The sequence below is a fragment of the Bacillus cereus group sp. MYBK220-1 genome (genome assembly GCF_051916445.1).
In the GTDB taxonomy this organism is placed as follows: Bacteria; Bacillota; Bacilli; order Bacillales; family Bacillaceae_G; genus Bacillus_A; species Bacillus_A cereus.
The window spans coordinates 432764-456942 of record NZ_JBQAGQ010000001.1 but is presented as its reverse complement, the minus strand read 5'-3'; the positions used below and the strand labels follow the sequence as shown (position 1 = coordinate 456942).

The following is a 24179-nucleotide window of genomic DNA, read 5'->3' as shown; positions in this document are numbered from 1 at the left end:
GAGAACATAATGTTAAAGACAAATATTGAGCTGAAACCAAAAGTGGAAGCGTTCTTAAATGAAGAAATTAAAATGTTTATTAATGGCGAATTTGTTTCTGCTATTGGCGGAAAGACGTTTGAAACGTATAATCCGGCTACAGAAGATGTTCTAGCTGTCGTATGTGAAGCGCAAGAAGAGGATATTGATGCTGCAGTAAAAGCGGCAAGATCTGCATTTGAATCTGGTCCGTGGGCAGAAATGACTACTGCTGAAAGAGCGCATCTTATTTATAAATTAGCAGATTTAATTGAAGAACATAGAGAAGAATTAGCGCAACTAGAAGCTTTAGATAATGGAAAGCCATATCAAGTAGCACTTGATGATGATATTTCAGCGACTGTAGAAAATTATCGTTATTACGCAGGATGGGCTACAAAAATTATTGGGCAAACCATACCAATTTCAAAAGATTACTTAAATTACACGAGACATGAACCTGTGGGTGTTGTAGGTCAGATTATTCCGTGGAATTTTCCGCTCGTTATGTCTTCTTGGAAAATGGGAGCTGCACTGGCGACAGGTTGTACGATCGTATTAAAGCCAGCAGAGCAAACGCCTTTATCTTTACTGTATACAGCGAAACTCTTTAAAGAGGCTGGATTTCCAAACGGTGTTGTAAACTTTGTACCAGGATTTGGTCCTGAAGCAGGGACGGCAATTGTAAATCACCATGACATTGATAAAGTTGCTTTTACAGGATCTACTGTTACTGGAAAGTATATTATGCGTCAGTCTGCAGAAATGATTAAGCATGTAACGTTAGAGCTTGGCGGAAAATCACCAAATATCATTTTAGAAGATGCGGACTTGGAAGAAGCAATTAATGGTGCATTCCAAGGTATTATGTATAATCACGGTCAAAATTGTAGCGCAGGATCACGTGTGTTTGTTCATCGTAAACATTATGAAACTGTAGTAGATGCACTTGTGAAAATGGCGAACAACGTAAAACTTGGAGCAGGTATGGATAAAGAAACGGAAATGGGTCCACTCGTATCTAAGAAACAACAAGAGCGTGTGTTACATTACATTGAGCAAGGGAAGAAAGAAGGTGCTACAGTTGCGGCTGGTGGTGAACGTGCGCTTGAAAAAGGTTATTTCGTTAAGCCAACTGTATTCACAGGCGTTACAGACGATATGACAATCGTTAAGGAAGAAATATTTGGACCAGTTGTTGTTGTACTTCCATTTGATTCGACAGAAGAAGTAATTGAACGAGCGAACAACTCATCCTATGGCCTTGCTGCGGGTGTATGGACGCAAAATATCAAAACGGGTCATCAAGTGGCAAATAAATTAAAAGCAGGAACAGTATGGATTAATGATTATAACTTAGAAAATGCAGCTGTACCATTTGGTGGATACAAACAATCTGGTATTGGTCGCGAGTTAGGTTCATATGCGCTTGATAATTATACAGAAGTGAAAAGTGTTTGGGTAAATATAAAATAATAGGACGTTTTACTGAAAATAATTGAGGGATGAAATAATGAAAGATGCGGACAACTAGAAAGTTTGATAATAGTTGTCCGTTTTTTATATACAAAATTGCTTTTCCAAAGAATGATAAGGGGGATTTGGATGGAGAATTTAGTAGAATGGTTAGTAGGGCAAGTGTGGAGTATCGGTTTAGTTGTTTTTGCATTAGGGGCAGGCGTATATTTCACGATTGCAACACGCTTTTTGCAAATTCGTTATTTTAAAGAGATGATTAAACTATTATTTGAAGGAAAGAGTTCAGAGACAGGAATATCATCTTTTCAGGCATTTTGTTTAGCCTTATCGGGAAGAGTTGGAATTGGTAATATTGCAGGGGTAGCGACAGCTATCGCTTTCGGCGGGCCTGGAGCTGTATTTTGGATGTGGGTCATGGCTTTGTTAGGGGCAGCGAGTGCGTTTGTAGAATCAACATTATCTCAAGTATACAAAAGTAAAGTAGGGAATGAATATCGCGGCGGTACTCCATATTTTATTGAGAAAGGTTTAAAAATGAAATGGTTTGCAGTCATTGTAGCGGTAGTTGTAACACTTTCGTATGGCGTGTTATTACCAGGTATTCAATCTAGTAGTATCGCAGTTGGATTCGAAAACTCTAATGGTATTAGCAAATATATAACTGGTATATTTTTAGTCGTGTTACTAGCAGCAATTATTTTTGGTGGTGTAAAGAGAATTGCCGGTGTTTCTCAAATGCTTGTGCCATTTATGGCAATTGGTTATGTAATTGTTACATGTATCATATTAATTGCGAATGTAACGGAGATTCCAAGTATGTTTGCTTTAATTTTCTCTAGTGCATTTGGTGTAAATGAAATGTTTGGTGGAATTGTTGGTGCAGCTATTGCATGGGGCGTAAAACGCGCTGTATTTTCAAACGTTGCTGGTGTCGGAGAAGCGACGTATAGTTCGGCGGCTGCTGAAGTATCGCATCCTGCAAAACAAGGATTAGTTCAAGCATTTTCCGTATATATCGATACAATTGTCGTATGTACAGCGACAGCTCTTATGATTTTAATAACAGGTATGTATAATGTTATACCTGAAGGGAAAACCGCTATTGTACAAAATATAGGAAATGTGGAAGCTGGTCCAATTTATACACAACAAGCAGTTGAAACTGTGATAACAGGGTTTGGTCCAATATTTATTTCAATTGCGATTTTCTTTTTTGCATTTACAACGTTACTCGCTTATTACTATATCGCTGAAACGACACTTACTTATTTAGATCGTCAACTGAAGTATGGCTGGTTAAAACCAGTTTTAAAATTTGGATTTTTAATTATGGTTTACATCGGTAGTGTTGAATCAGCGTCGCTTTTATGGAATCTTGGAGATTTAGGAATTGGTAGTATGGCATGGTTAAACTTAATCGCAATCTTACTTTTAAGTAAAACCGCATTAATAGTGTTAAAAGATTATGAAACGCAGAAAAAAGAAGGGAAAGATCCAGTATTTAATCCTAAAAATGTGGGGATTGAAGGATTAACATTTTGGGAAGAAAGAAGTAAAGAGGTTGAAAGAAAACGTTCTAGAGAAAAAGTTATTGTAGATGATAATTTAAAATTATAACTTAAATTAACTGAAAATTCTTAATTCTAAAGAAGGTATATTGCCTCCATTTCATCACATACTACAATAAGTATGGATAATATGACTGGAGGGAATAAGATGGAACATGAGCAACATAGTTCGATAAATGATATTCTACATCATTATAAAGAAGGTATAGGTAGTTTTACAAATCAAATTCCTGAAATCGCTGAGACATATAATGCGTTCACGCAAGCTTGTTTTCAAGAGGGTGCTTTAACAAAAAGAGAAAAGCAACTTATTGCATTAGGAATTAGTTTAGCAACGCAAGATGAGTATTGTACAATTTATCATACAAAAGGTTGTCTTGATCAAGGATGTTCGGATAAAGAGATTCTGGAAGCATGTGGTGTTTCAGCAGCATTTGCTGGCGGAGCTGCGATGAGTCAAGCGGTAACTTTAGTGCAAGAGTGTTTAACAGAACTGAAAAATCAAAAGCATTGAATAAAAAAACGTTTTAAACTTTATGTTTAAAACGTTTTTTATGTGAAATTAAATTTGAGTATAAAAATTATCTAGGATGGGTTCAATTTATGGTTATACAATAATGGGAGAATTTTAAATTTAGTAGGAATGAGAAATAACAACTATTTAATCTTAAGGTTTTGTAAAAAGCTTCAATTGCTTCATATAGTCAATGGCTTTTGTTTTATTTTTCTGTTTAGAAACATAATGTGCCTCATTAAAATCTCTATAGTAACTGTTAACTACTTCTTCAGAAAGAGCACCGTCAGAGATAGCTCTTTTAACCGCGCAGTTTGGTTCATTTGTATGTGAACAGTTAGAAAATTTACATCTCATAGAAATCTCTTTTATATCTTCATATCCAAAATCAAAATTCATCTCAAGGTTTATCAAGTCAAATCCTATTTTACTAATAAGAAATCCCTCCACTTTTGAAAGAGTTTTTTAGAAACATACATACAAATTTTATCGTTTTCAATTTGTATGCAATTTAATATTCTATATCTTCATAAATAGATTTTTCTACATCAGGAAGAACTGTGTATATACTCTTACCGATTAAAGATTCTAATTCTTTCTTAATCGCATAAAACCCTTTCCAATGTAAAGATGTATGAGATGTTGTACCATGACGCAAACCAACAGAAATTAATCTTCTTTCCAGCGTAGTAAAGCCATCCGCATCAGCAAGAGCGTCACAAAGAGTAATTACTTTATTGTATAAATCGTAGTTACAATGTTCATTTAATATTTCAACTAACCGGCTTCTCATATGGTCAGGAACGAGACTCCACTCCGCTGCGATATTTATATGTTCATTTTTGCATGGGAATGAGTGTGTCACACAAATAACAGCGTTTCCTGTATACCCTAAATCATTCATATACATATAACCATCATAGGAATGAATAACCGATTTGGTAAAACCTTTGTATCTTCCGATATCATGCAAAAGGGCAGCATTATATGCTATGTCAGCATCTAGCTTGTACCCTTTTTTTATAAGTTCTATAATTATGTTTTCAGTTGCATGAGCAACATGTAGTGAATGTTCAAACCAAGGGCCCGGGTTTTGTTCATATGCCCATTCGAGTAATTCTTTTGCGTACGTTCTATCTAATATATATTTCATATCGTTATCCTTTCACAAAAAATCATATCTTTCTATAAATTCATCTTATTATTTCATTATTCCTTCTTTAAAAATTGTTACAATGAAACAAAAGGGGGAAAAGTAATGCGAAATTTAGTAATTGAAGAAATTAAGCAACTAGAAAATGATATGGAAGAACTTTCGAAACTTTTAAAAATGGTTGTAAATGATGGGGCATCAATTGGTTTTTTGCCTCCACTGGAACAAAAAGACGCAACAAAGTATTGGCGAACAGTATTAGCGCCAGAAGTGATATTGTATGTGGCTAAAATAAACAACGAAGTAGCAGGGAGTATTCAATTACAATTAGTTACTAAGCCTAACGGAATTCATAGAGCCGAGATTTGCAAATTAATGACTCATCCAAACTTTAGACGTAACGGTATTGGACGATCGCTTATGCAAAAAGCAGAGGAACGAGCAAAGCAAGAAAACAGGTCTCTTTTAGTATTAGATACTAGAGAAGGAGATCCTTCCAATAAATTGTATAAATCACTAGACTACCAAGAAGTTGGAACAATACCAGGGTATGCAATTTCTCCGAATGGAAAGTTAGATGCTACGGTTATTTATTATAAAAACATTTAAGGTATAATCAAACGGGGAGAGTGCTTAATTATTAGTAAGTGAATAATAAACGACTATTTTTAACACAGTCTATATTTTTCTGGCGGTGTTAAAATAGTTAATTATAATCTAATTAACGCACTAAATGAATTTGAGAAAGTTTTTAGAGGGTTCTTTTAGTAATGATTCTCGTCTTATAATAAATGTAGAGAAGATGACTAGCCAACTATAGTTATTTTCGCTTTATTATCGGAAGGGGATGAAAGTATGAAAAAGAATAGTTTACAAAAGATGAAGAAAGTTATTTTAAGTGGTGGAGTATTACTTACGGGATTATTAACATTTGGATTTTCAGAAAAGGCTTCAGCTCATGGATATGTAGAATCACCAGCGAGCCGATCTTATTTATGTAAGCAAGGGGTAAATGTAAATTGTGGACCGATTCAATATGAACCACAAAGCGTAGAAGGGATAGGTGGATTTCCGCAACTAGGACCTTCTGATGGACAAATTGCAGGGGCTGGTCATTTTCCCGCTTTAGATGTTCAAACTGTAGATAGGTGGAAGAAAGTTACGTTAAATGGCGGGACGAATACATTCAAGTGGAAACTAACGGCTCCTCATAGTACAAAAGAGTGGAAATATTATATTACGAAAAAAGGTTGGAATCCAAATAAACCTTTAACGCGATCAGATTTAGATTTAGTGCCATTCTATGTGAAAAATGACGGTGGAGCTAGACCAGGGACAACAGTAACGCACGAAGCAAATGTACCAACTGACCGTAGTGGATACCATCTTATTTTAGCTGTTTGGGAAATTGCAGACACTGGAAATGCGTTTTATCAAGTTATAGATGTAAACCTTTTGAATAATGGCTTATCCTCAAATTTCGCTTTTAACAATGTAGTGCAAGCTCCTACACTATTTTAATTGAAACATACATTTCGATCATCTAATTCATTTTAGATGATTTTTTTTATGAAAATGATGAAAAATATAGAAGAAAGTGCAATTATTTATAAAAAAATATGCTTTAAATATTGTCATATTTGCTTCTTTAAGATATCCTTTTCATGAAGAGGTGGAAAACATGGAAAAAGTACTAGTTTTCGGGCATAAAAACCCAGATACAGATGCAATTTGTTCTGCAATTGCTTATGCAGAATTGAAAAAAGAATTAGGAATGAATGCTGAGCCTGTACGTTTAGGCGAAATCAGCGGTGAAACTCAATTTGCGTTAGACTATTTTAAAGTAGAAGGACCGCGTTTTGTTGAGACAGTAGCAAGCGAAGTGGACAACGTTATTTTAGTTGACCATAACGAGCGTCAACAAAGTGCTAACGATATCGAATCAGTTCGTGTGTTAGAAGTTATTGACCATCACCGTATTGCTAACTTTGAAACAAGCGATCCTATATACTATCGTTGTGAGCCAGTTGGCTGTACAGCTACAATCTTAAACAAAATGTACAAAGAAAATGGCGTAACAATTCGTAAAGAAGTTGCAGGTTTAATGTTATCTGCAATCATTTCAGATTCTTTACTATTCAAATCTCCAACTTGCACAGAACAAGACGTAGCAGCTGCTCGTGAATTAGCGCAAATCGCTGGTGTAGATGCAGATAACTACGGCTTAGAAATGTTAAAAGCTGGTGCTGACTTAAGCGGAAAAACAATGGAGCAATTAATCTCTCTTGACGCTAAAGAATTCCAAATGGGTAATGCGAAAGTTGAAATCGCACAAGTAAACGCTGTTGATACAAACGACGTTCTTGTACACCAAGCGGAACTTGAAAAAGTAATCTCTGCAGTAGTAGAAGAAAAAGGTTTAGACCTATTCTTATTCGTTGTAACTGATATCTTAACTAATGATTCTGTCGGTCTTGCGATCGGTAAAGCAGCAAACGTTGTTGAGAAAGCATACAACGTATCACTAGAAAACAACACAGCTACTTTAAAAGGTGTTGTATCTCGTAAAAAACAAATCGTACCAGTATTAACAGAAGCATTCCAAGCTTAATCGTATTGCGTACAGATGAACAGTAAGGACAAGTAGTCAGATTGGCTACTTGTCCTTTTTTATCTCTAAAAAACAGAAAATTAAAAACGGGAGGATTGTGTATGTTTAATGATTTGGAGAGTAAATTACAGTCACTTTTAGAACGAAATATTACGTCGGTTTCAGAATTAGAGAGCTGGCTCTCGGAGGAGCTACGTTTAAACGCTGAAATACAGAAGTTGCGTTTGACTTTTTAGAAGAAAGGATATAAAGTACTGCAAGGGTCATTCTAAATTTGATTAACGAATTAAAATAAGGATAGCGTTAGCTATCCTTATAATCGTTTATTCGTAAGATTTTTTCTTGTTTATATAAAATGTAATTATGGCAGTAATGAAGAAAATAGGTATCGCATACACTTGCCCAACAAATAACTTCCAGCCGACATAATTATAGCCTTCAGATGCTGGGATGATAACGGAAATAACGCAAACAATAAAATAGACTAATAGTGCAGGGATAATATTTTTCATTTTTATGGACCTCCTTCCTAATTTAATTAATAAATTATAATATTGCAATTTAGTTATAATAATTTGAAGAAAAAAATGCAAAAATTTTTATGGTATTATAATATTTGCAATGAGAGTGATCCATAGTACATATATGGTAAAATGTGTAATTTAAACTTTTCAGAATTATTATATAGTATTTTGAGAGAAAAATGTACAAAATAACGAATTTTATTTACCAAAGTAAAGGGAGTAGAAATATATATGAAAAGGATATGTATAATTCCATGTGGAAAAAAGAAAATTTGGGATAAACATTCAGACTACGGACCGATGGAAGCAAAAGATGTGTATATTAGTCCGTTCGGAAAAGCATGTCAGGCGTACGCAACTATGTTTTTCGAAAACTGGGTTATATTATCGGCGAAACATGGATTTTTAAGACCAAATGATATTGTATTAGAAAACTATGATCTTGCATTTGATTCAAAAAGTGATGAGGTAATAAATATAGAGCAATTACAAAAACAGATGGTAGATAAAAGTTTATTACAGTTTGACGAAATCGTCTTACTAGCAGGGAAGAAGCATAAAAAAGTAGTGACAAAGTTATATCCAGAAGAAATGATTACATATCCGCTAGAGGGGTGTAAAGGGATTGGATATATGTTGCAGAGGTTGAAAGAAGCTGTGAAGGAAGGGGAGGAAATATAGGTGTAGTTTCAGTGATTTTAAACTCTATTTATTTAGGGAGCTGAAAAGTAAAATAGAGTTTTTAGGCATCGCCGAAAGGGTGATGTTTTTTTTGTTCGTGTCGTCATTCATGTAAAAGTAATTTAGAGAATAAATCATTCGATTTATGAAGCGATAGCTTTTTTATATCGAGAACAAATTGCTTCACTTCTAGAAAATGTAGGACATATGGGTACAGTTAAGATTGTAAGTGGGAATAGCAATAAGACAAGTTTTGAATAGGATATTAAGAAAGGAGATGTTGATAAATAATGGCCAGATATAGTTTGCACGGAGGACACAATAGTATTGTTCAAGGTGCTAATTTTGGGAATCGGAAAGAACACGTTTTAGATAGGCAAGTTAAAGATGCTGTGGCGACTAAGTTAAGATCCCTAGGACACACGGTTTATGACGATACGGACGAGGTAGGGGCAACTCAATCACAAAATTTAAATAATATCATTCGGAATAGCAATTCCCATGCTGTGGATTTAGTTATTTCTTTTCATCTTAATGCAAGTGATGGAAATGGACAGGGTGTTGAGGTTTTGTATTATGATCAGAAAGATTTGGCGGCTAAAATCTCAGCTCAACTAGCAAAAGATATTGGATGGCGTGATCGAGGTGCGAAACAGCGTACAGATTTAGCGGTATTAAATGGGACGAAAGCACCTGCTATTCTTATAGAATTAGGATTTATTGACAATGAATCTGATATGGCAAAATGGAATGTTGATAAAATCGCTAATTCTGTTGTATTTGCTCTTACAGGACAAACTGGAGGAGGTGCAGCGGATTTGCTCAAAGTAAAAACTGGTGGTGTAGCATTTAGTAATTTACAAGCTTTGGCTCAAGCTATGGTTGATGCGGGTATTGATGGACAAATTGTCGTTCAAAAAGATGGCATTGGTTATGCTATAACGAATGGCTATCCGTCCGGGAATATCGATAAATTTACAGCTTGGTTAGATGCACGTAAATGGTACTATGAGTACGTGAGATAAAACGAAAATTGGTTTGATTAAAAACTAAAAATTGTCTTATTTTTAGTTAACAAGTATATTAAGTAACTATAAAAATATGGACAATGTATATGTAAATTAGTACACAAAACCACCTGTCAGAAAGGTGGTTTTATTTATCAAGCTATTTGCGGGAAGTAAAATTCTCACCTCAAAATTCGGATGAAGCTAAGAAATTAAGTGGGAATTTCACTGCTCGTAGCCTCCTACTAATTATAGTTTCACTTTATATAGTTTAGAGCTTTGTAAATCTTTACTTGTTAAACCTGTAATAATATTTTGTTTTCTCAATACATAAGCCGAATTTTAAATTATTACCCAATAATATACTACCTCTCATACTATTTATTAGTTGATAATAGCAAAAAAACAAGCTTTGAATATAATAATGAAAAAGGAGATGTTAAATAATGGGTTATATTGTGGATATTTCGAAATGGAATGGCGACATTAACTGGGATATCGCAGCACCACAATTGGATTTCGTAATTGCACGTGTGCAAGATGGTTCAAACTATGTAGATCCTTTATATAAAAATTATGTACAAGCAATGAAAGCACGGAATATTCCGTTTGGTAATTATGCGTTCTGTCGTTTCGTTTCAGTAGAGGATGCACGGATAGAAGCAAGAGACTTTTGGAACCGTGGTGATAAAAATGCAACAGTTTGGGTAGCTGACGTAGAAGTAAGAACAATGAACGATATGAGAGCGGGTGCACAAGCTTTTATTGATGAATTACGCAGATTAGGAGCTAAGAAGGCTGGTTTATATATTGCTCATCATATGTATGCTCCATTTGGAATGGCAAATTTCAATTCTGATTTTGTATGGATTCCTCGTTATGGTGGTAACAAACCGGCGTATTCATGTGATATTTGGCAATACACAGAAACAGGGAATGTGGCTGGTATCGGCAAGTGTGATTTAAATAAGCTGATTGGAAATAAGCCGTTAGCTTGGTTTACAAATCCAATTGTTGAGCCGATAAAAAAACAAGAAGGGGTTGGAATTATAGTGAATAAATATAACAAAGTAGTTACTTATGAATTTGGTATAAATTTAGTTCCTGACATGATTCAAATGATGGATAAGCTTGGATATACTTCTAAAATAATATCTCGTGGAGATAACCAAGGGCTTGTGTATTTCGAAACAGATTATCGTCAAGGGAACGAACTGGACAAAGCAACTGCTTGGTTAGATACGAAAGGAATTAAATATTTTTATACAAAAGAGTAGTTTGCTAAATAAAAAGCCGTCATGTGACGGTTTTTTATTTTTATGTAATCTTTTAACTCTACTTATAATATGGAGAAAATAGACTAATAAACAAGCCTTTGTATACTTTTAAACATAGAATATGATGAATTCTATTAAGGAGGAAGCAAATTCATGGGGAATACTTGTCATTGTGGGCATTCCCGAAATTGTAATACATTTTGGGATAATTTAATGTTTGGGAGATGTAGATGTAAACGCAATGATTTTCACGAATGTTGTTGCAAAGAGAAACCGAAATGTGAGTGTGAAAAATGTCATTGTAAAACAAAACCGAAATGCCATTGTATTCATGAAGAGGAAGGGTATTAATAATAAAAAAGAGTACGATACGTACTCTTTTTTTGGGTGATTATATTCCATCTTGAACAGATTTCTTTACAATTACCCATGTGTCTTTCTTTTTAACCGTTATAGCTACATTAGTTCCATTAGATTCCTTATAAAAGATATATCCATTGTTTGAGTTTACATATGTTACTGGTTCGCCTATGCAATCTCGCGAGCAGGATTTGTTGACCAGTTCAATTAGGGATAGTTCACTTGGATCGGTTTTGCTTGCTTCTATAACAGCATCAAGGCTTGTTTTTCGATAACCTTGCAAGTTTATATGAAAAAGCTGCTCTATTTCTCCTGTAATGCTAGTGTTCATTACTTCTACTGAATTCTTTTTTTCTTGAAGAAAGCCGTTTTCATAAAGTAATTTTGTATAGCCAATCCATGCTATTAACACTAGCATGAAAAACATACCTGTCATTTTAAGTATTCGAAGTCGTTTGCTTATAATTGTTTCTGAGTATTTCATTGACTCTAATCCTCCAATGTTTTTAATTTAAAATATGCTTGGATACATACTTTTAGAAGAGGATGAAAGTTAATGAGTTTTCAATAAAAAAGAAAACATCCAGAGTTAGATGCTTTCTTTTTTTTGTATTTTTGGCTATCTGTTCGTTACTTGTTTCATAAGTGGTCTTATTTCTTTAACTGGTGGTTTCTTATCATAGGCATCAACGTAAGAAAAGTAGTAGTTTAAGTTTCTTAGAAGACCTTTTCCTATTTTTGCACTTAAGAAAGGAAATACTTGTCCGGTATAATCATCGAGAGATTTACAGTAATATTTTTCATCTAAATATATACTGTATTTACATGTTAGTTCTACTAAAGGATTCCCTTCATCATCAAATACTTCTTTAGAATCAATAATATCTATTAGTGCAAATTTTTCATTTAAGTAAACTTTCTTTTTTTTCTCGTGTTTATTTGTAAGTATAAAAACGAGACCAATTGCGTTAATCAAACTATTTCCTCCTATAAAAAACGGATATTAATAAAATATATCGATATAAGCTAAATGTAAAGAGGAGAGGTGAAATATCATAGAGAGAAAACTAAATAAGCCGATTTATGTTTGGAAATCGACTTATTTTTATCAAGTATTACTTAGTAGTAATACCTACTCTGATTAAAGTTTCACTTTATTGAAATACTTGCGGGAATTGTTTTACGATTGCGTTTGTTATCATGTCGGCCATTTCCAATGCTTCTTTTTCAATTTTATCGTAAAGTTTTACTCCTGCTTCATAATCTTTATTTAGGAAGGCAAGTGCTTCTGCTTTCGTTAGTGCTAAATGTTCATAAAACATTTTTCTAAATTCTTCTTTATCTATATATGGGTTGATACTGTTAAGAAATTCAATAATTTCATCACCATTAGCGTACCATTTTTTCTCTATAGCGGCCGCTGCATTTTGATTACCAGCTTTTGCGGCTTTAACAAGATCCGCTGCAATTACTAAGTGATCTTTAATTAATGCACTATATTTTTTCACTGCATCCTCACCGTAAAATGGTTCAAGTGATAGTCCCATATGTGTTGCGTTTTGTAGAAGTCGTCCAACAGTAACGTTAACATCTGGTAAATTAAAGACTATACTTATAATAGCCAATCTCGTCCAAGCGACGTGTTGTTCCCATAAAGAACGCATATACCCTTTTAAAAAATTCTCATTTTTACTAATTCGGTAGTTCCGTACGGATAAATCATAGTTTACATAAGGGTTATGGTAGGGGGAGTAATACGATTGCCAATAAGAATACATAAATAGTAACACTCCTTTGAACATGTATAACTCAAAGTATGATGAAGATTTATTTTTAGTTACGTGTCCTAGATTATTTTTAGGGAATTTGAAATGGAGAAATTAGGTGAATGATGTTGTGGTATATACGAATAAATTGAATATAAAGTAAAAGAGGGTCTGCAAGGGAAGTTGCAGACCCTCAAAAGGGTATTGCCGAGATGTCGGACTCGACTACGTAATGTTATCATAAAATTCTTTTGAAAAAACCTGGTAAATGTGTCCAAATGAAATTAGGACCTTCATACAGTCAAAGGGACCTGCTTCCCGCGGCAGGCCCCAATAACTAGATAATGTCGATGAGCAAAAAACTCATCTGGAGTACTTTTATAGTAACAAGTAAAATGTCTTTTGTGTATTGAGAAAGAAAAATTGCATAATTATATGTGAACAATTTAACTCCCAACAATTCATGATAATCATGAATTGTTGGGAGTTAAATATGGTTATAAAATGGAGAAAAGACTTGGAAGTGAGATCGAGGTACACAGAAGTATGTAATCATGAAAAAGACCTGCTAATATAAGCAGGTCAACTTAAGGGGTTTATCCAACAGATTATTATATATGGTAACAACTGAATTGGAGTAAGTCTATACATTTAATATTGAGAAAAATTTTGTGAATGATATATTTTTTGCGCATATATTAACGTCTAAAAAGTTGAGAAAGAAAATTAAAAAGCTTTTTATAAGAGAATAATGGCTGATACTTATAGTATGATTCATATTTCCACGCATCATTATTAGAGAATTGGAGTTTTTGTGTTTTCGTTTTCGCCGTGATGGAACTCATATTACGATGCTTCATATAGTAACCTCCTGAATTTATATGTATACGATTAGTAGTATTCAAGAAAGGGAAATAAAATGAACGTTTAAATTGAAACTCTCTCTTCTTGTGTACTGGATTTATATTATAAATGTTGTAAAACATATAAAATAATGATGCTAGTTAGTATTAAATAGGTGGAGAAACATAGAATAATGAAAAAACAATAAGCATCTAATCATCCCTTTCAAGTCGCATAAGTGATTGATATAATAGAAGTAGATGAAAGATAAAGAAAAGCAGGTGACTCTTTTTTGTTTACTAAAGCACAAGAACTTTTAGCGTCCTACTTTGGTTATTCTTCGTTTCGAAGAGGACAAGATGAAACAATTAAAAACGTATTAGATGGGAAAGATACGGTTTGTATTATGCCAACGGGTGGCGGTAAGTCGATTTGTTATCAAATTCCGGCATTAGTATTTGAAGGAACGACGTTGGTTATATCACCTTTAATATCACTTATGAAGGATCAAGTAGATACATTGGTACAGAATGGCATTTCAGCTACATATATTAATAGTTCTATTTCTATTGCTGAAGCAAATCAGCGAATTCAATTAGCGAAACAAGGACATTACAAATTACTTTATGTCGCGCCTGAGCGTCTTGATTCGATGGAGTTTGTTGACCAACTTATCGATATGAAAATCCCTATGATTGCGATTGATGAAGCACACTGTATTTCACAGTGGGGACATGATTTCCGTCCAAGTTATTTACATATACATCGCATATTAGATTATCTTCCAGAAAAGCCGCTTGTATTAGCATTAACAGCAACAGCAACACCGCAAGTACGTGATGATATTTGTAATACACTTGAAATTAATCAAGAAAATACAATTATGACAACGTTTGAGCGTGAGAACTTATCGTTTTCTGTTATTAAAGGGCAAGATCGAAATGCATATTTGGCGGATTATATTCGTCAAAATCAAAAGGAATCTGGGATTATATATGCAGCTACTAGAAAAGTAGTCGATCAGTTATATGAAGATTTAATGAAGGCAGGAGTTTCTGTATCAAAATATCACGCTGGTATGAGTGATATTGATCGAAATGAGCAACAAGAACTCTTTTTACGAGATGAAGTAAGTGTAATGGTAGCAACATCTGCATTCGGGATGGGTATTGATAAATCGAATATTCGTTACGTAATTCATTATCAGCTTCCAAAAAATATGGAAAGTTACTATCAAGAAGCAGGACGTGCTGGTCGTGACGGATTAGATAGTACATGTATATTGTTATATTCTTCTCAAGATGTACAAGTACAGCGTTTTTTAATTGATCAATCAACTGGAGAATCACGTTTTTCAAATGAACTTGAAAAATTGCAAAATATGACCGATTACTGTCATACAGAACAATGTTTACAATCATTCATTTTGCAATACTTTGGAGAAGAACCGAAAGAAGATTGTGGACGCTGTGGTAATTGTACAGACAATCGCGAGAGCATCGATGTGACAAGGGAATCACAAATGGTTTTATCATGCATGATTAGAACGAACCAACGCTTTGGAAAGCAAATGATAGCGCAAGTATTAACTGGGTCGAAGAATAAGAAAGTTATTGAATTTAATTTTCATACTTTACCAACGTATGGGCTTTTATCGAACCGTAGTGTAAAAGAGGTCAGTGAGTTTATCGAGTTTTTAATTTCAGACGAGTTAATTGCAGTTGAACATGGCACTTATCCGACGTTAAAAGTAACTGAAAAAGGGAAAGAAGTATTACTTGGTAAAGAGAATGTTTTACGAAAAGAACGAGTAGAGACAAGACAAATTGTTCAAGACCATCCTTTATTTGAAGTGCTTCGTGAAGTACGTAAAGAAATTGCACAAGGAGAAGGTGTACCTCCGTTCGTTATTTTCTCTGACCAAACATTAAAAGATATGTGTGTGAAAATGCCGCAAAGTGATTCCGAATTGTTGACGGTAAAAGGTATCGGAGAACACAAACTTGTGAAATATGGTTCGCACTTCTTACAAGCAGTTCAGCATTTTATTGAGGAAAATCCAAATTATGCTGAAACAATTAAGACAGAAGTAGTTTCAGAGCGTAAAAAGTCAGGAAAAGCGTCCGCAAATTCTCATTTAGAAACGTATGAAATGTATAAACAAGGTATTGATTTGAATGAGATTGCAAAAGAACGTAACTTATCAAGACAAACAATCGAAAACCATTTAATTCGCTGCTATGAGGATGGAATGGAAGTAGATTGGCAAAGCTTTGTTCCAGCAGAGTATGAGTCTCTTATTGAAACTGCCGTTCAAAATGCAGATGGTGGTCTGAAATCTATTAAAGAACAGCTTCCGAATGAAGTGAGTTACTTTATGATTCGTGCTTATTTACAAATAAGAAAGTAGAGGCATATAAAGGGGATAAGAATTTATGTATCATGTTTTCGTTTATGGCACGTTAAGAAGAGGACAAACGAATGCTCATTATATGCTAGGTGCAACATGCATCGCAGACAGAGCTTGGACATATGGCAAATTATTTGATACGAACGAAGGATATCCGGCCATGACTTATTCGATTGAAGAACAGGTGTATGGAGAAGTTTATGTAGTAAATGATGAGATATTGTGTAAGTTAGATGAACTAGAAGAATATAGAGGCAATGCGGAGACTGATTTATATGATCGAATCACGCAAACAGTATATGTTGCTGATGGGGAAATTGAGGCATATGTGTATATCGCTCAGGATAAAAAGATGTTAAAGAAAGTGATAGACTCTGGTGACTGGCTTATGTATCAAAAAATATAATAAGGTAGTTTTAAAAATTGGAAAGCAGATAATGACGAATTCATTATCTGCTTTTTATTGTGTGAATAATTGTCGTTCTCTTTTTATTCTTATAGTTCTTAGTACGGTTCCAATTCCGAGAAATAAAACAGTAGCAGCGACCCCGCTAGTAGGATTTAACCAAAAATCACTACTGTTTGTAAGAGTAATAATCCCTGTTATTGTAACTAAAACAGTAGGAACAGCATCCTCGATCGCATGCATGATAACACATGGCCAGACGGATTTTGTAAGTCTATATATTTCAACATACATAATTGACCAACAAACCATAAGGATACAGCCAGATAGAAGCATATTTAATCTTGAGATAGATTCAAAATATTCATTTGAAGAGCCTCCTTTACTTTTATTTATCCTACTATTTATGGGCAGTAAAACGCCCATTGATTAAAGTCTTTAATTTTTACAATGTTTTTTAATAGATAAATTAAATAGGAGACAAATAGAAAGAAGTATCTTTTACATGCATCACTATACTATATGTGTATGTGTGTGATTTAGATGTTGCATATTCTTTTTAAATTAGAAAGATGAAAAGTAAGTTTTTTCGGAAAATTCAAATGGAAACTATTGACTTTATGATTGGATTTTTAATACAATGATACTTCGACTGAAAAATTAGAACGGACAGGAGGGAATCGTCGAAATGAGCAACATATTTGAAGATGAGTTACAAAAAATGAAGGATACTTTACATACGATGGATGAGCAATTGGATAGGCTTGAAAAAATCCCGGTTTATTATGGAGAAGATTTTAAAGAGCAAATTCTTGAAAGTATGAGGGAGTCTAATAGACAAAACTTACGTATTGGTGTGCAAGAGCCGTACTTTGGAAGGTTAGATTTTCAGGAAGATGGAAAAGAAGAAGTTATGCCGATTTATATCGGAAAAGTAGGGGTTTCGGATATGGACACGATGAAGCCAATCATTATTGATTGGCGAGCGCCTGTCGCAAGTATGTTTTATTCATTTACCGGTGGAGAAGAATTAGCATTTTATCAATCACCAGATGGGTTAGTAGAAGGTGATGTGTATTTAAAACGAAACATTTCCATTCGAAAAAGAGAACTTGAACGTGTTGTTGATACATATGTAAAAGGAAATGAAGATGTATCACATGCCGATGATTTTCTTCTATATCGATTAGGTGAGAATAAAGATAATAAGCTAAAGGATATTGTTTCAACGATTCAATCGGAACAAAATGATATTATTCGAGCGGAAAGAAATTTACCATTACTTATTCAAGGGGTTGCAGGGAGTGGAAAGACAACAATTGCTTTACATCGCCTTGCTTTTTTAATTTATGAATATCGTGAACAACTAGAAGCAGAAAGAATGATCGTATTTGCACCGAATAGTCTGTTTTTAGACTATATTTCGAGTGTACTTCCTGAATTAGGTGTAGGGAATATTAGTCAAACAACGTTTCCAGATTGGGCATTACGTACGTTAGATGATTCAGTGAAACTAAAGCAGACAGAAAAAAAATTGAAAGAAGCATTTTCAATTAATCGTGATGAAAAGAAGGTAATGCTAGGTAAATTAAAGGGTACGTTGGAATTTAAGACGTTTATTGAAGAGAGAATGATCCAATTTGAAAATGAGTTAGTTCCGACAAAAGATTTTGAGGCGTGGGATAGAGCGATTATTCCAGTAGAAGATATTAAAAAATGGATGCAAGTTGAATATAAACATTATTCTTTACAGAAAAGAAGAGAACGATTAGTAGGACGAATGAAGCGCTGGATTGAAATTGAACTTAAAAAATTCGGGGAAACAAACGAGAAAAAATTACTTAAAAAAGAAGCGACTAAGAGACTGAACGCATATATGAAGTTTTGGCCGAAAATGAGTGCTCTTTCACTGTATAGTTCAATAGTAAAAAGTAAAGAAATACTTGAGGTATTACCTGAAGAACTTGTTAAAGAAACAGAAAAGAGTTGTCGTAAAAAAGAAGTGTGTGTAGAAGATTTACCAGCTTTAATATACATACATCATCGTATAACAGGGATCGAAATCGGGCAGAAGTTTCATCACGTTGTTATTGATGAAGCGCAAGATTTTTCGCCTTTCCAAGTTTATGTATTAAAAGAAATTACATTAGGTAATTCTTTCACTATATTAGGTGATTTATCGCAAGCGATTTATGATTACCAAGGAATTGAAGATTGGAATGCTTTTAAGGAAGTATTCCAAGAAACCGGTTATTATGAATTGACAAGAAGTTATCGTTCTACAAAAGAAATTATTGAATTTGCAAATGAAATAATTAAAAATGCAGAAATCCCAGTAGGACTCGCAACACCAGTCTTCCGCAGTGGAGAAGATGTGAAAGTAATTCATGCAGAAAATCAATTTACTGAAATTGTGAAGACGGTAAAACATTTGCAAAATGCAGATGTGAAAACAATTGCGGTAATCGGAAGAACAGAAGATGAATGCCGTGGTATATATGTGAAATTAACAAATGCAGGATTAACGGTAAACGTAATTGAAGCAAACCAAAGTAAATATGAAGGTGGTATATCAGTAGTACCTGTCTATTTAGCGAAAGGTTTAGAATTTGATGCGGTGCTTTTAATTGATGTGGATGAAGAACATTACAAAAACACAAAACATGATGCAAAGTTACTATATGTCGGATGTACGAGATCACTTCATGACTTATGGATTTTCCATAGTGGGGAAGCGTCACCTTTAATTAAAGGATTAAAATAAAGTAAAACTATAATTAGTGGGGAGTTTTACTGCAAGCTAATGTGGGATAAATATAAAAAGAGGATTTTCTAGTACTGTATGAAGATCCTCTTTTTTATATTGAAATAGTAGACGAATTAATGACTTGAGCTGTTGTTTAAATGATATACGATGCTTTTTTCTAATTCCTTAGTTTGTTCTTTTTCCCATATACGAACAGCATCTACTGGAATTTGGGTATGTTTTAACCAATCTAGAATAAGGTGTAGTTGTTCTTGTATTTGCCCAATGTTTTGCTCCTTTATGTTCTTATTCTGAATTCTATCAATTAATTGCAGCATATAGGGAAGTTTTTCTATACATTCGCTTAAATTTCCGCAATAATCTGAAGGGAATTCATGTGTACCAAATTCTAAAGTATTGATGTAATTAGAAACTAGGTATATCATGGCTTCTTGTTCGGTATCACCACCTAATTCAATCGCTTTTCGAAGGGATTTTTCTAAATCGTCTTCTTTATTGCTAGAGTCCATATAAATTCCTATCCATCTAAAAGGTCTTGAATCAAATGGGGTGTTTTCTGTCCATCTATATAGAATGTCAATTAGAAAACTATTTAGTGAGAAAGTTAAGATCCCATCTTTTTCGTTTAATGCATCTAAAATAGTAAACAGCGAAATGGCAAACTCTTCTTGATCTTTGGATTCCCATTTCTTTGCATCTGTAATAAATGTCTCTAAATGTTTAAAAGCTAATTTTCGAAGTCCCGCTTCGCGATGCTGACAGTAACAAATAAAATCATGCCAATGCTCAGTTGTATTCATATGTATAATAATAGTTTGTAATGCAGTGAGAGGTTTATCCATTATAAGTCCCCAATCTATTAAGCACGTGTTGAAAATTTAGTGTTATTATATCATTACATAAATTAAAGTGGGAAGAATTTAAGGTGGATTTTATTGGTCACGGGATCCAATCGATTGGTAATGTAGCGGTTCTAACAGGACTCATTATTGACTTTGAAGATGAAACGTAAAAAAGTTATTATATTTATCTGAATATTAAGGGGATACAAGGATTTTATTTATTTAATTTTTAGAAAAAATAGACTATAACATTAATAAATGGTATGATTTTCTTGTTATTGGAATTAAAAAGAAAATATTTGAAGAAAAAGGATAGGGTTGGTTTTAATGGGGGATTCTGATCACAAAGAAACAAAGGCAATATTAAAGTTATGGTTTATTTATATACCACTTGCATTTGGAGAGTTTGTCTTTTCGAATATCATAGATTATTTAAAAAAATAAAGATTTTGCATTTGAAAAACAATTAACCTAATTTAATTGTTTTTTTTCTCTAATAAACCAAACAAAAATAAAGATTTTGAACAAGATGAAGTTTATGAAGGAAATAACGTTGATTAGGTGCTGAAAACGGTGTGAAATCAACAGTGCCTAAAGAATAAAACAGGAATCATTCAACCATGATAATTTTCCGTTTTATTAGCTTCCTATAGTGAGATGTTATGTTCACATCATATGTATACGATAGTTGTCACTTAATATAGCATTACTGCAACTTCAAAATTAGTAGTTAAGGTTGCTATCTTTTAGAGTGTTATATATATAACTTAGCTAAAAAAGTACAAATCATATAATTTGCGCTTTTCATTATCCGTTTTTCGGTAAAAAATATAGTTTTTGTCACATTAATACTGTACGATACATAGTATAAAACACATACTGTATGACATATAGTAATGGAAATGAGGTGAGTAAATGGATACTTTATTAAACTCGTTAATTACTGAGTTAAGAAGAGGGACATTAACGTTAGCCGTTTTAAGTCAATTAAGAACGCCGCAGTACGGATATTCACTTGTCCAGTTATTGGAGCAATCAGGGATTACAATTGATCAAAGTACTTTATATCCGCTACTTCGCCGATTAGAAAAACAGGAATTAGTGACGAGTAGTTGGGATAAAACGGAGAGTAGACCTCGTAAGTATTATGTTTTAAGTGATTATGGATTAGAAATATTTTTGCAGTTGAAAAAAGAATGGATAAAGGATTCGAAAGAACTTTATAACTTATTAAAGGAGGAAGAGAATGAATTTAATTGATCTCTATATCCAAGAGGTTGCGAAGAGATTACCTGAAAAAAATCGTGAAGATATTACACTTGAACTAAGGTCAACTATAGAGGATATGTTACCTGAAGATTATAGTGAGGAGGATGTAAAGAGCGTTCTCAAAAAATTGGGGAGTCCGGTTTCATTGGCTAATGGTTATTTGGATAGACCGATGCATTTAATTGGACCACGTTATTTTGATGTATATACAACGTTGTTAAAAATGATTATACCAATCGCAGCTGTCATTGCACTCATATCAATGGTTGCAGAAAATTTTATAGGCTATAGTGGTGATCAAGCGGTATTAAATGTTATTTTGCAATTGATAGGTAAAGGCATTGGGGAAATTTTTGAAGTGGGCCTCCATGTATTTTTCTGGTTGACACTTGTGTTTGTTATTTTAGAAAGAACAGATAAAGACAAAGGTATCGAGCCGTTGACGACAAGTTTAAAAAAATGGACACCAGATGATTTGAAAAACATCTCGTATATCCTAAAGAAAAAAGCAATCTCGAAGTTTGAAGTTTTTGCAGGTTTAATGTGGACAGCAGTTTGGGCTACACTTTACTTTTATGCGAATCATCTTGTTGGCGTATATAACGGTACGGCAAATGGACTGAAGTTTGTTTCGCCAACTTTTAATCAAGATGTTTTATTGCAGTACTGGCCAATCGTTATAATTATGATCGTTTTTGAAATATGTATATCCCTTTATAAATTGGTGCAGGGACAATGGACTCAAAGATTGGCGATTGGGAATGCTATTCTTCAAATAGCTGGGACGATAGTATTCATTGTAATTGTAGTAAATCCACATGTATTTAACGCAGGGTTTATTACGTATTTGGCAAATGCATTTACTATTTCCCCAGAGGGATTTAAAACGTGGCTCATTGGGGGAGGAATTTTCTTCTACACATTATCTGCTGCAATAAATATATTTGATGGTTTCCGAAAAGCTAGTATTCGTATGTAGATAAAAATCGGAAATTTCGATAAAATAAAACTATTAAAAAGATAGTGAAATAAGATGAACATGATGAAAGGAAGAAAACAATGATAAGGGAAGCAACGAAAAGAGATTTAGCATACATTTTAGATATTTATAACGATGCGATACTTTATACAACAGCTGTATATGCGTATAAACCTGTAACCCTTGAAAATAGAATAGATTGGTATGAACAAAAAAAGGCTGAAGGGTATCCAATTTTCGTATGTGAATTAGATAATAAAGTAGTAGGATTTGCGACATTCGGCCCATTTAGAGCGTGGCCTGCTTATAAATATTCAGTTGAACATTCTGTGTATGTAGATAAGGCATATAGAAAAAATGGCATTTGGTCTTCATTAATGAAAGAATTAATCAAAATTGCAAAGGAAAGAGAGTATATGACCTTAATTGCTGGAATTGATGCAGAGAATGAGAAAAGTATTGCCTTGCATCAAAAATATGGATTTGTTCATGCAGGAACAATAAAACAAGCTGGTTATAAGTTTAATAAATGGCTAGATTTAGCTTTTTATCAGCTGGAACTTAACGGTCCTGAAAATCCTATAGAAGAATAAATATTTTTCGGTAGCAAGAAAAAATTCATGCTACCTTTTTCTTATTTAAATAGCTGATATGGGCTGCCGAAAAGTTTTTTTATATTCGATATTGAATTTATTGGTATAATAGGAATGTTTAACGAATTTCCGCTTCTTTATGTGATGGGGGGAAAAGATTTACCGAATCGACGTGAAAATAAAGAGGTAGATGAAGCTTTTGCAGCAGTTTTAAAGTACATATACAAAGAATATAGTGAAAGCATGCTAGGAGTGAGCGATTGAAAAGAAACTTAAAGACTTCAACAATCATTATTTTAATTTTAACGATTATTGCTCTTGAAGTTGGAATCGCACTATATGATCACAATTTGTCATTAGATACAATTTACTTTGCAGCGATCCTTATTTGTATTGTATTGCTTTTTGGCACACGTGTTTCTGAAGAGAAAGAAAGTACATCGAAACGAGGACGAAGAAAAATAGCTGTTATATTTTGGCCATCTATTTTATTGTCTATCGCTTGTTTTGCAGTTATAAGTTACATAAGGGTAGGCTATGTCTCTGTACCAGGGATAATTGGCTTTTCATGCTTTGTTACATATGGTGGATTCGTTTTGATTAGTATTTTAAAGGGGAAAAACAAAATGTAGCTTACTAAGTTGAAAGGAAGCAATGTATATGAAACATATAGAGAACGGTACACGTATTGAAGGAGAATACATTAAAAATAAAGTTATTCAATATAATATGTCCATCTTAACAGATGAAGTAAAACAGCCGATGGAAGAAGTAAGCCTCGTAGTAAAAAATGAAGAAGGAAAAATATTTGGTGGTGTAACAGGTACGATGTATTTTTATCATCTTCATATCGACTTTTTATGGGTTGATAAATCAGTTCGTCATGACGGTTATGGTAGCCAACTTTTACATAAAATTGAAGAAATTGCGAAGGAAAAAGAGTGCAGATTAATATTGCTAGATTCATTTAGTTTTCAAGCGCCAGAATTTTATAAAAAGCACGGTTACAGGGAGTATGGTGTCGTTGAAGATCATCCGAAAGGTCATAGTCAGCACTTTTTTGAAAAGAGATTATAATAGTATTATGTATACTGGTTGATGGGAGAAAGCAT

At 33.7% G+C, this 24179-nt stretch carries 27 protein-coding genes and 3 pseudogenes; 21 read left to right on the top strand and 9 right to left on the bottom strand.

Annotation, left to right across the window (positions count from 1 at the left end):
• Positions 1-9: 9 nt before the first annotated feature.
• The 3 genes from ACTFRU_RS02340 to ACTFRU_RS02330 all read left to right on the top strand — a co-directional run bounded on the left by ACTFRU_RS02340 (position 10) and on the right by ACTFRU_RS02330 (position 3579).
• Positions 10-1494, top strand: coding sequence for an aldehyde dehydrogenase family protein (locus ACTFRU_RS02340; protein WP_088362608.1), 1485 nt, complete (start codon positions 10-12; stop codon positions 1492-1494).
• Positions 1495-1623: 129 nt separating this feature from the next.
• Positions 1624-3114 carry an alanine/glycine:cation symporter family protein gene (locus ACTFRU_RS02335; protein ID WP_088362607.1) on the top strand — a complete coding sequence of 497 codons (1491 nt, stop codon included), beginning with the start codon at positions 1624-1626 and terminating at the stop codon, positions 3112-3114.
• Positions 3115-3186: 72 nt separating this feature from the next.
• On the top strand, positions 3187-3579 hold the full coding sequence (locus ACTFRU_RS02330) for a carboxymuconolactone decarboxylase family protein (RefSeq protein WP_001999958.1): 393 nt from the start codon (positions 3187-3189) through the stop codon (positions 3577-3579).
• Between the two features lie 153 nt (positions 3580-3732).
• Here the strand turns inward: ACTFRU_RS02330 and ACTFRU_RS02325 are convergent, their stop codons facing one another.
• Together ACTFRU_RS02325 and ACTFRU_RS02320 are read right to left on the bottom strand one after the other, a co-directional pair.
• Positions 3733-4029 (bottom strand): hypothetical protein, encoded by a 297-nt coding sequence (locus ACTFRU_RS02325; RefSeq protein ID WP_080120270.1) that lies wholly within the window; start codon positions 4027-4029, stop codon positions 3733-3735.
• A 61-nt stretch (positions 4030-4090) separates the two neighbouring features.
• Positions 4091-4732, bottom strand: coding sequence for an HD domain-containing protein (locus ACTFRU_RS02320; protein ID WP_006920616.1), 642 nt, complete (start codon positions 4730-4732; stop codon positions 4091-4093).
• Between the two features lie 105 nt (positions 4733-4837).
• Here ACTFRU_RS02320 and ACTFRU_RS02315 point away from each other — a divergent pair, with 105 nt between their 5' ends.
• From ACTFRU_RS02315 to ACTFRU_RS02300, 4 genes are all read left to right on the top strand, one after another.
• Complete coding sequence (locus ACTFRU_RS02315) at positions 4838-5341, top strand: GNAT family N-acetyltransferase (RefSeq protein WP_016122672.1); 504 nt, start codon at positions 4838-4840, stop codon at positions 5339-5341.
• A gap of 246 nt (positions 5342-5587) precedes the next feature.
• A complete protein-coding gene (locus tag ACTFRU_RS02310) occupies positions 5588-6253 on the top strand; it encodes a lytic polysaccharide monooxygenase (RefSeq protein WP_000742279.1) in 666 nt (221 codons plus the stop codon).
• A 160-nt stretch (positions 6254-6413) separates the two neighbouring features.
• Positions 6414-7343, top strand: coding sequence for a manganese-dependent inorganic pyrophosphatase (gene ppaC, locus ACTFRU_RS02305; protein WP_000416873.1), 930 nt, complete (start codon positions 6414-6416; stop codon positions 7341-7343).
• A gap of 101 nt (positions 7344-7444) precedes the next feature.
• Complete coding sequence (locus tag ACTFRU_RS02300) at positions 7445-7579, top strand: hypothetical protein (protein ID WP_000481362.1); 135 nt, start codon at positions 7445-7447, stop codon at positions 7577-7579.
• 87 nt (positions 7580-7666) lie between these two features.
• Here the strand turns inward: ACTFRU_RS02300 and ACTFRU_RS02295 are convergent, their stop codons facing one another.
• Positions 7667-7855: a DUF4017 family protein gene (locus ACTFRU_RS02295; protein WP_000789485.1), complete on the bottom strand. Its 189-nt coding sequence runs from the start codon at positions 7853-7855 to the stop codon at positions 7667-7669.
• 243 nt (positions 7856-8098) lie between these two features.
• Between ACTFRU_RS02295 and ACTFRU_RS02290 the strand changes: the two genes are divergently transcribed.
• The 4 genes from ACTFRU_RS02290 (at position 8099) to ACTFRU_RS02275 (ending at position 11223) form a co-directional block, all read left to right on the top strand.
• Positions 8099-8548, top strand: coding sequence for a DUF6884 domain-containing protein (locus ACTFRU_RS02290; protein WP_000820903.1), 450 nt, complete (start codon positions 8099-8101; stop codon positions 8546-8548).
• 290 nt (positions 8549-8838) lie between these two features.
• Positions 8839-9573, top strand: a complete 735-nt coding sequence (locus ACTFRU_RS02285) for an N-acetylmuramoyl-L-alanine amidase (RefSeq protein ID WP_006920619.1) — start codon at positions 8839-8841, stop codon at positions 9571-9573.
• Positions 9574-10001: 428 nt separating this feature from the next.
• Positions 10002-10832 (top strand): GH25 family lysozyme, encoded by an 831-nt coding sequence (locus ACTFRU_RS02280; RefSeq protein ID WP_166695094.1) that lies wholly within the window; start codon positions 10002-10004, stop codon positions 10830-10832.
• A gap of 217 nt (positions 10833-11049) precedes the next feature.
• Positions 11050-11223, top strand: coding sequence for a hypothetical protein (locus tag ACTFRU_RS02275; RefSeq protein WP_000503004.1), 174 nt, complete (start codon positions 11050-11052; stop codon positions 11221-11223).
• On the opposite strand, the gene ACTFRU_RS02270 is transcribed toward ACTFRU_RS02275, so the two are convergent.
• The 4 genes from ACTFRU_RS02270 to ACTFRU_RS02255 form a co-directional block, all read right to left on the bottom strand.
• Positions 11224-11676: a hypothetical protein gene (locus ACTFRU_RS02270; RefSeq protein ID WP_000877572.1), complete on the bottom strand. Its 453-nt coding sequence runs from the start codon at positions 11674-11676 to the stop codon at positions 11224-11226. It abuts the gene before it with no gap.
• Positions 11677-11811: 135 nt separating this feature from the next.
• Positions 11812-12168 (bottom strand): hypothetical protein, encoded by a 357-nt coding sequence (locus ACTFRU_RS02265; protein ID WP_000606231.1) that lies wholly within the window; start codon positions 12166-12168, stop codon positions 11812-11814.
• 178 nt (positions 12169-12346) lie between these two features.
• Positions 12347-12970, bottom strand: coding sequence for a hypothetical protein (locus tag ACTFRU_RS02260; protein WP_000287728.1), 624 nt, complete (start codon positions 12968-12970; stop codon positions 12347-12349).
• 686 nt (positions 12971-13656) lie between these two features.
• The gene (locus ACTFRU_RS02255; protein ID WP_000682743.1) at positions 13657-13818 is read right to left on the bottom strand and encodes a hypothetical protein; all 162 of its coding nucleotides are present in this window, start codon (positions 13816-13818) and stop codon (positions 13657-13659) included.
• 275 nt (positions 13819-14093) lie between these two features.
• On the opposite strand from ACTFRU_RS02255, the gene recQ reads away from it, so the two are divergent.
• The gene (recQ, locus tag ACTFRU_RS02250) at positions 14094-16211 is read left to right on the top strand and encodes a DNA helicase RecQ (protein ID WP_048535476.1); all 2118 of its coding nucleotides are present in this window, start codon (positions 14094-14096) and stop codon (positions 16209-16211) included.
• A 25-nt stretch (positions 16212-16236) separates the two neighbouring features.
• A complete protein-coding gene (locus ACTFRU_RS02245; protein ID WP_000274907.1) occupies positions 16237-16617 on the top strand; it encodes a gamma-glutamylcyclotransferase family protein in 381 nt (126 codons plus the stop codon).
• A 54-nt stretch (positions 16618-16671) separates the two neighbouring features.
• Here the strand turns inward: ACTFRU_RS02245 and ACTFRU_RS02240 are convergent.
• Positions 16672-16986 (bottom strand): annotated as a pseudogene (locus ACTFRU_RS02240) (CPBP family intramembrane glutamate endopeptidase); the annotation flags it as partial.
• Between the two features lie 319 nt (positions 16987-17305).
• Between ACTFRU_RS02240 and ACTFRU_RS02235 the strand changes: the two are divergent.
• Positions 17306-19381, top strand: coding sequence for a HelD family protein (locus ACTFRU_RS02235; protein ID WP_440037439.1), 2076 nt, complete (start codon positions 17306-17308; stop codon positions 19379-19381).
• Between the two features lie 116 nt (positions 19382-19497).
• On the opposite strand, the gene ACTFRU_RS02230 is transcribed toward ACTFRU_RS02235, so the two are convergent.
• Complete coding sequence (locus tag ACTFRU_RS02230; protein ID WP_016122663.1) at positions 19498-20226, bottom strand: hypothetical protein; 729 nt, start codon at positions 20224-20226, stop codon at positions 19498-19500.
• A 92-nt stretch (positions 20227-20318) separates the two neighbouring features.
• Here ACTFRU_RS02230 and ACTFRU_RS02225 point away from each other — a divergent pair.
• From ACTFRU_RS02225 to ACTFRU_RS02195, 7 genes and pseudogenes are all read left to right on the top strand, one after another.
• Positions 20319-20393: pseudogene (locus ACTFRU_RS02225) on the top strand (DUF6944 family repetitive protein); the annotation flags it as partial.
• A gap of 748 nt (positions 20394-21141) precedes the next feature.
• Positions 21142-21486, top strand: coding sequence for a PadR family transcriptional regulator (locus tag ACTFRU_RS02220; RefSeq protein WP_000380294.1), 345 nt, complete (start codon positions 21142-21144; stop codon positions 21484-21486).
• Positions 21473-22474 (top strand): HAAS signaling domain-containing protein, encoded by a 1002-nt coding sequence (locus ACTFRU_RS02215; RefSeq protein ID WP_440037438.1) that lies wholly within the window; start codon positions 21473-21475, stop codon positions 22472-22474. Before ACTFRU_RS02220 ends, ACTFRU_RS02215 begins: the two co-directional genes overlap by 14 nt.
• Positions 22475-22554: 80 nt before the next feature.
• The gene (locus ACTFRU_RS02210) at positions 22555-23067 is read left to right on the top strand and encodes an N-acetyltransferase family protein (protein WP_440037437.1); all 513 of its coding nucleotides are present in this window, start codon (positions 22555-22557) and stop codon (positions 23065-23067) included.
• 99 nt (positions 23068-23166) lie between these two features.
• Positions 23167-23331 (top strand): annotated as a pseudogene (locus tag ACTFRU_RS02205) (serine hydrolase); the annotation flags it as partial.
• Entirely contained in the window at positions 23328-23699 is a 372-nt protein-coding gene (locus ACTFRU_RS02200; protein WP_000827993.1) for a hypothetical protein, read from the top strand. The pseudogene ACTFRU_RS02205 and the gene ACTFRU_RS02200, both read left to right, overlap by 4 nt.
• A gap of 28 nt (positions 23700-23727) precedes the next feature.
• Positions 23728-24144, top strand: a complete 417-nt coding sequence (locus tag ACTFRU_RS02195) for a GNAT family N-acetyltransferase (RefSeq protein WP_000680416.1) — start codon at positions 23728-23730, stop codon at positions 24142-24144.
• Positions 24145-24179: the final 35 nt, after the last annotated feature.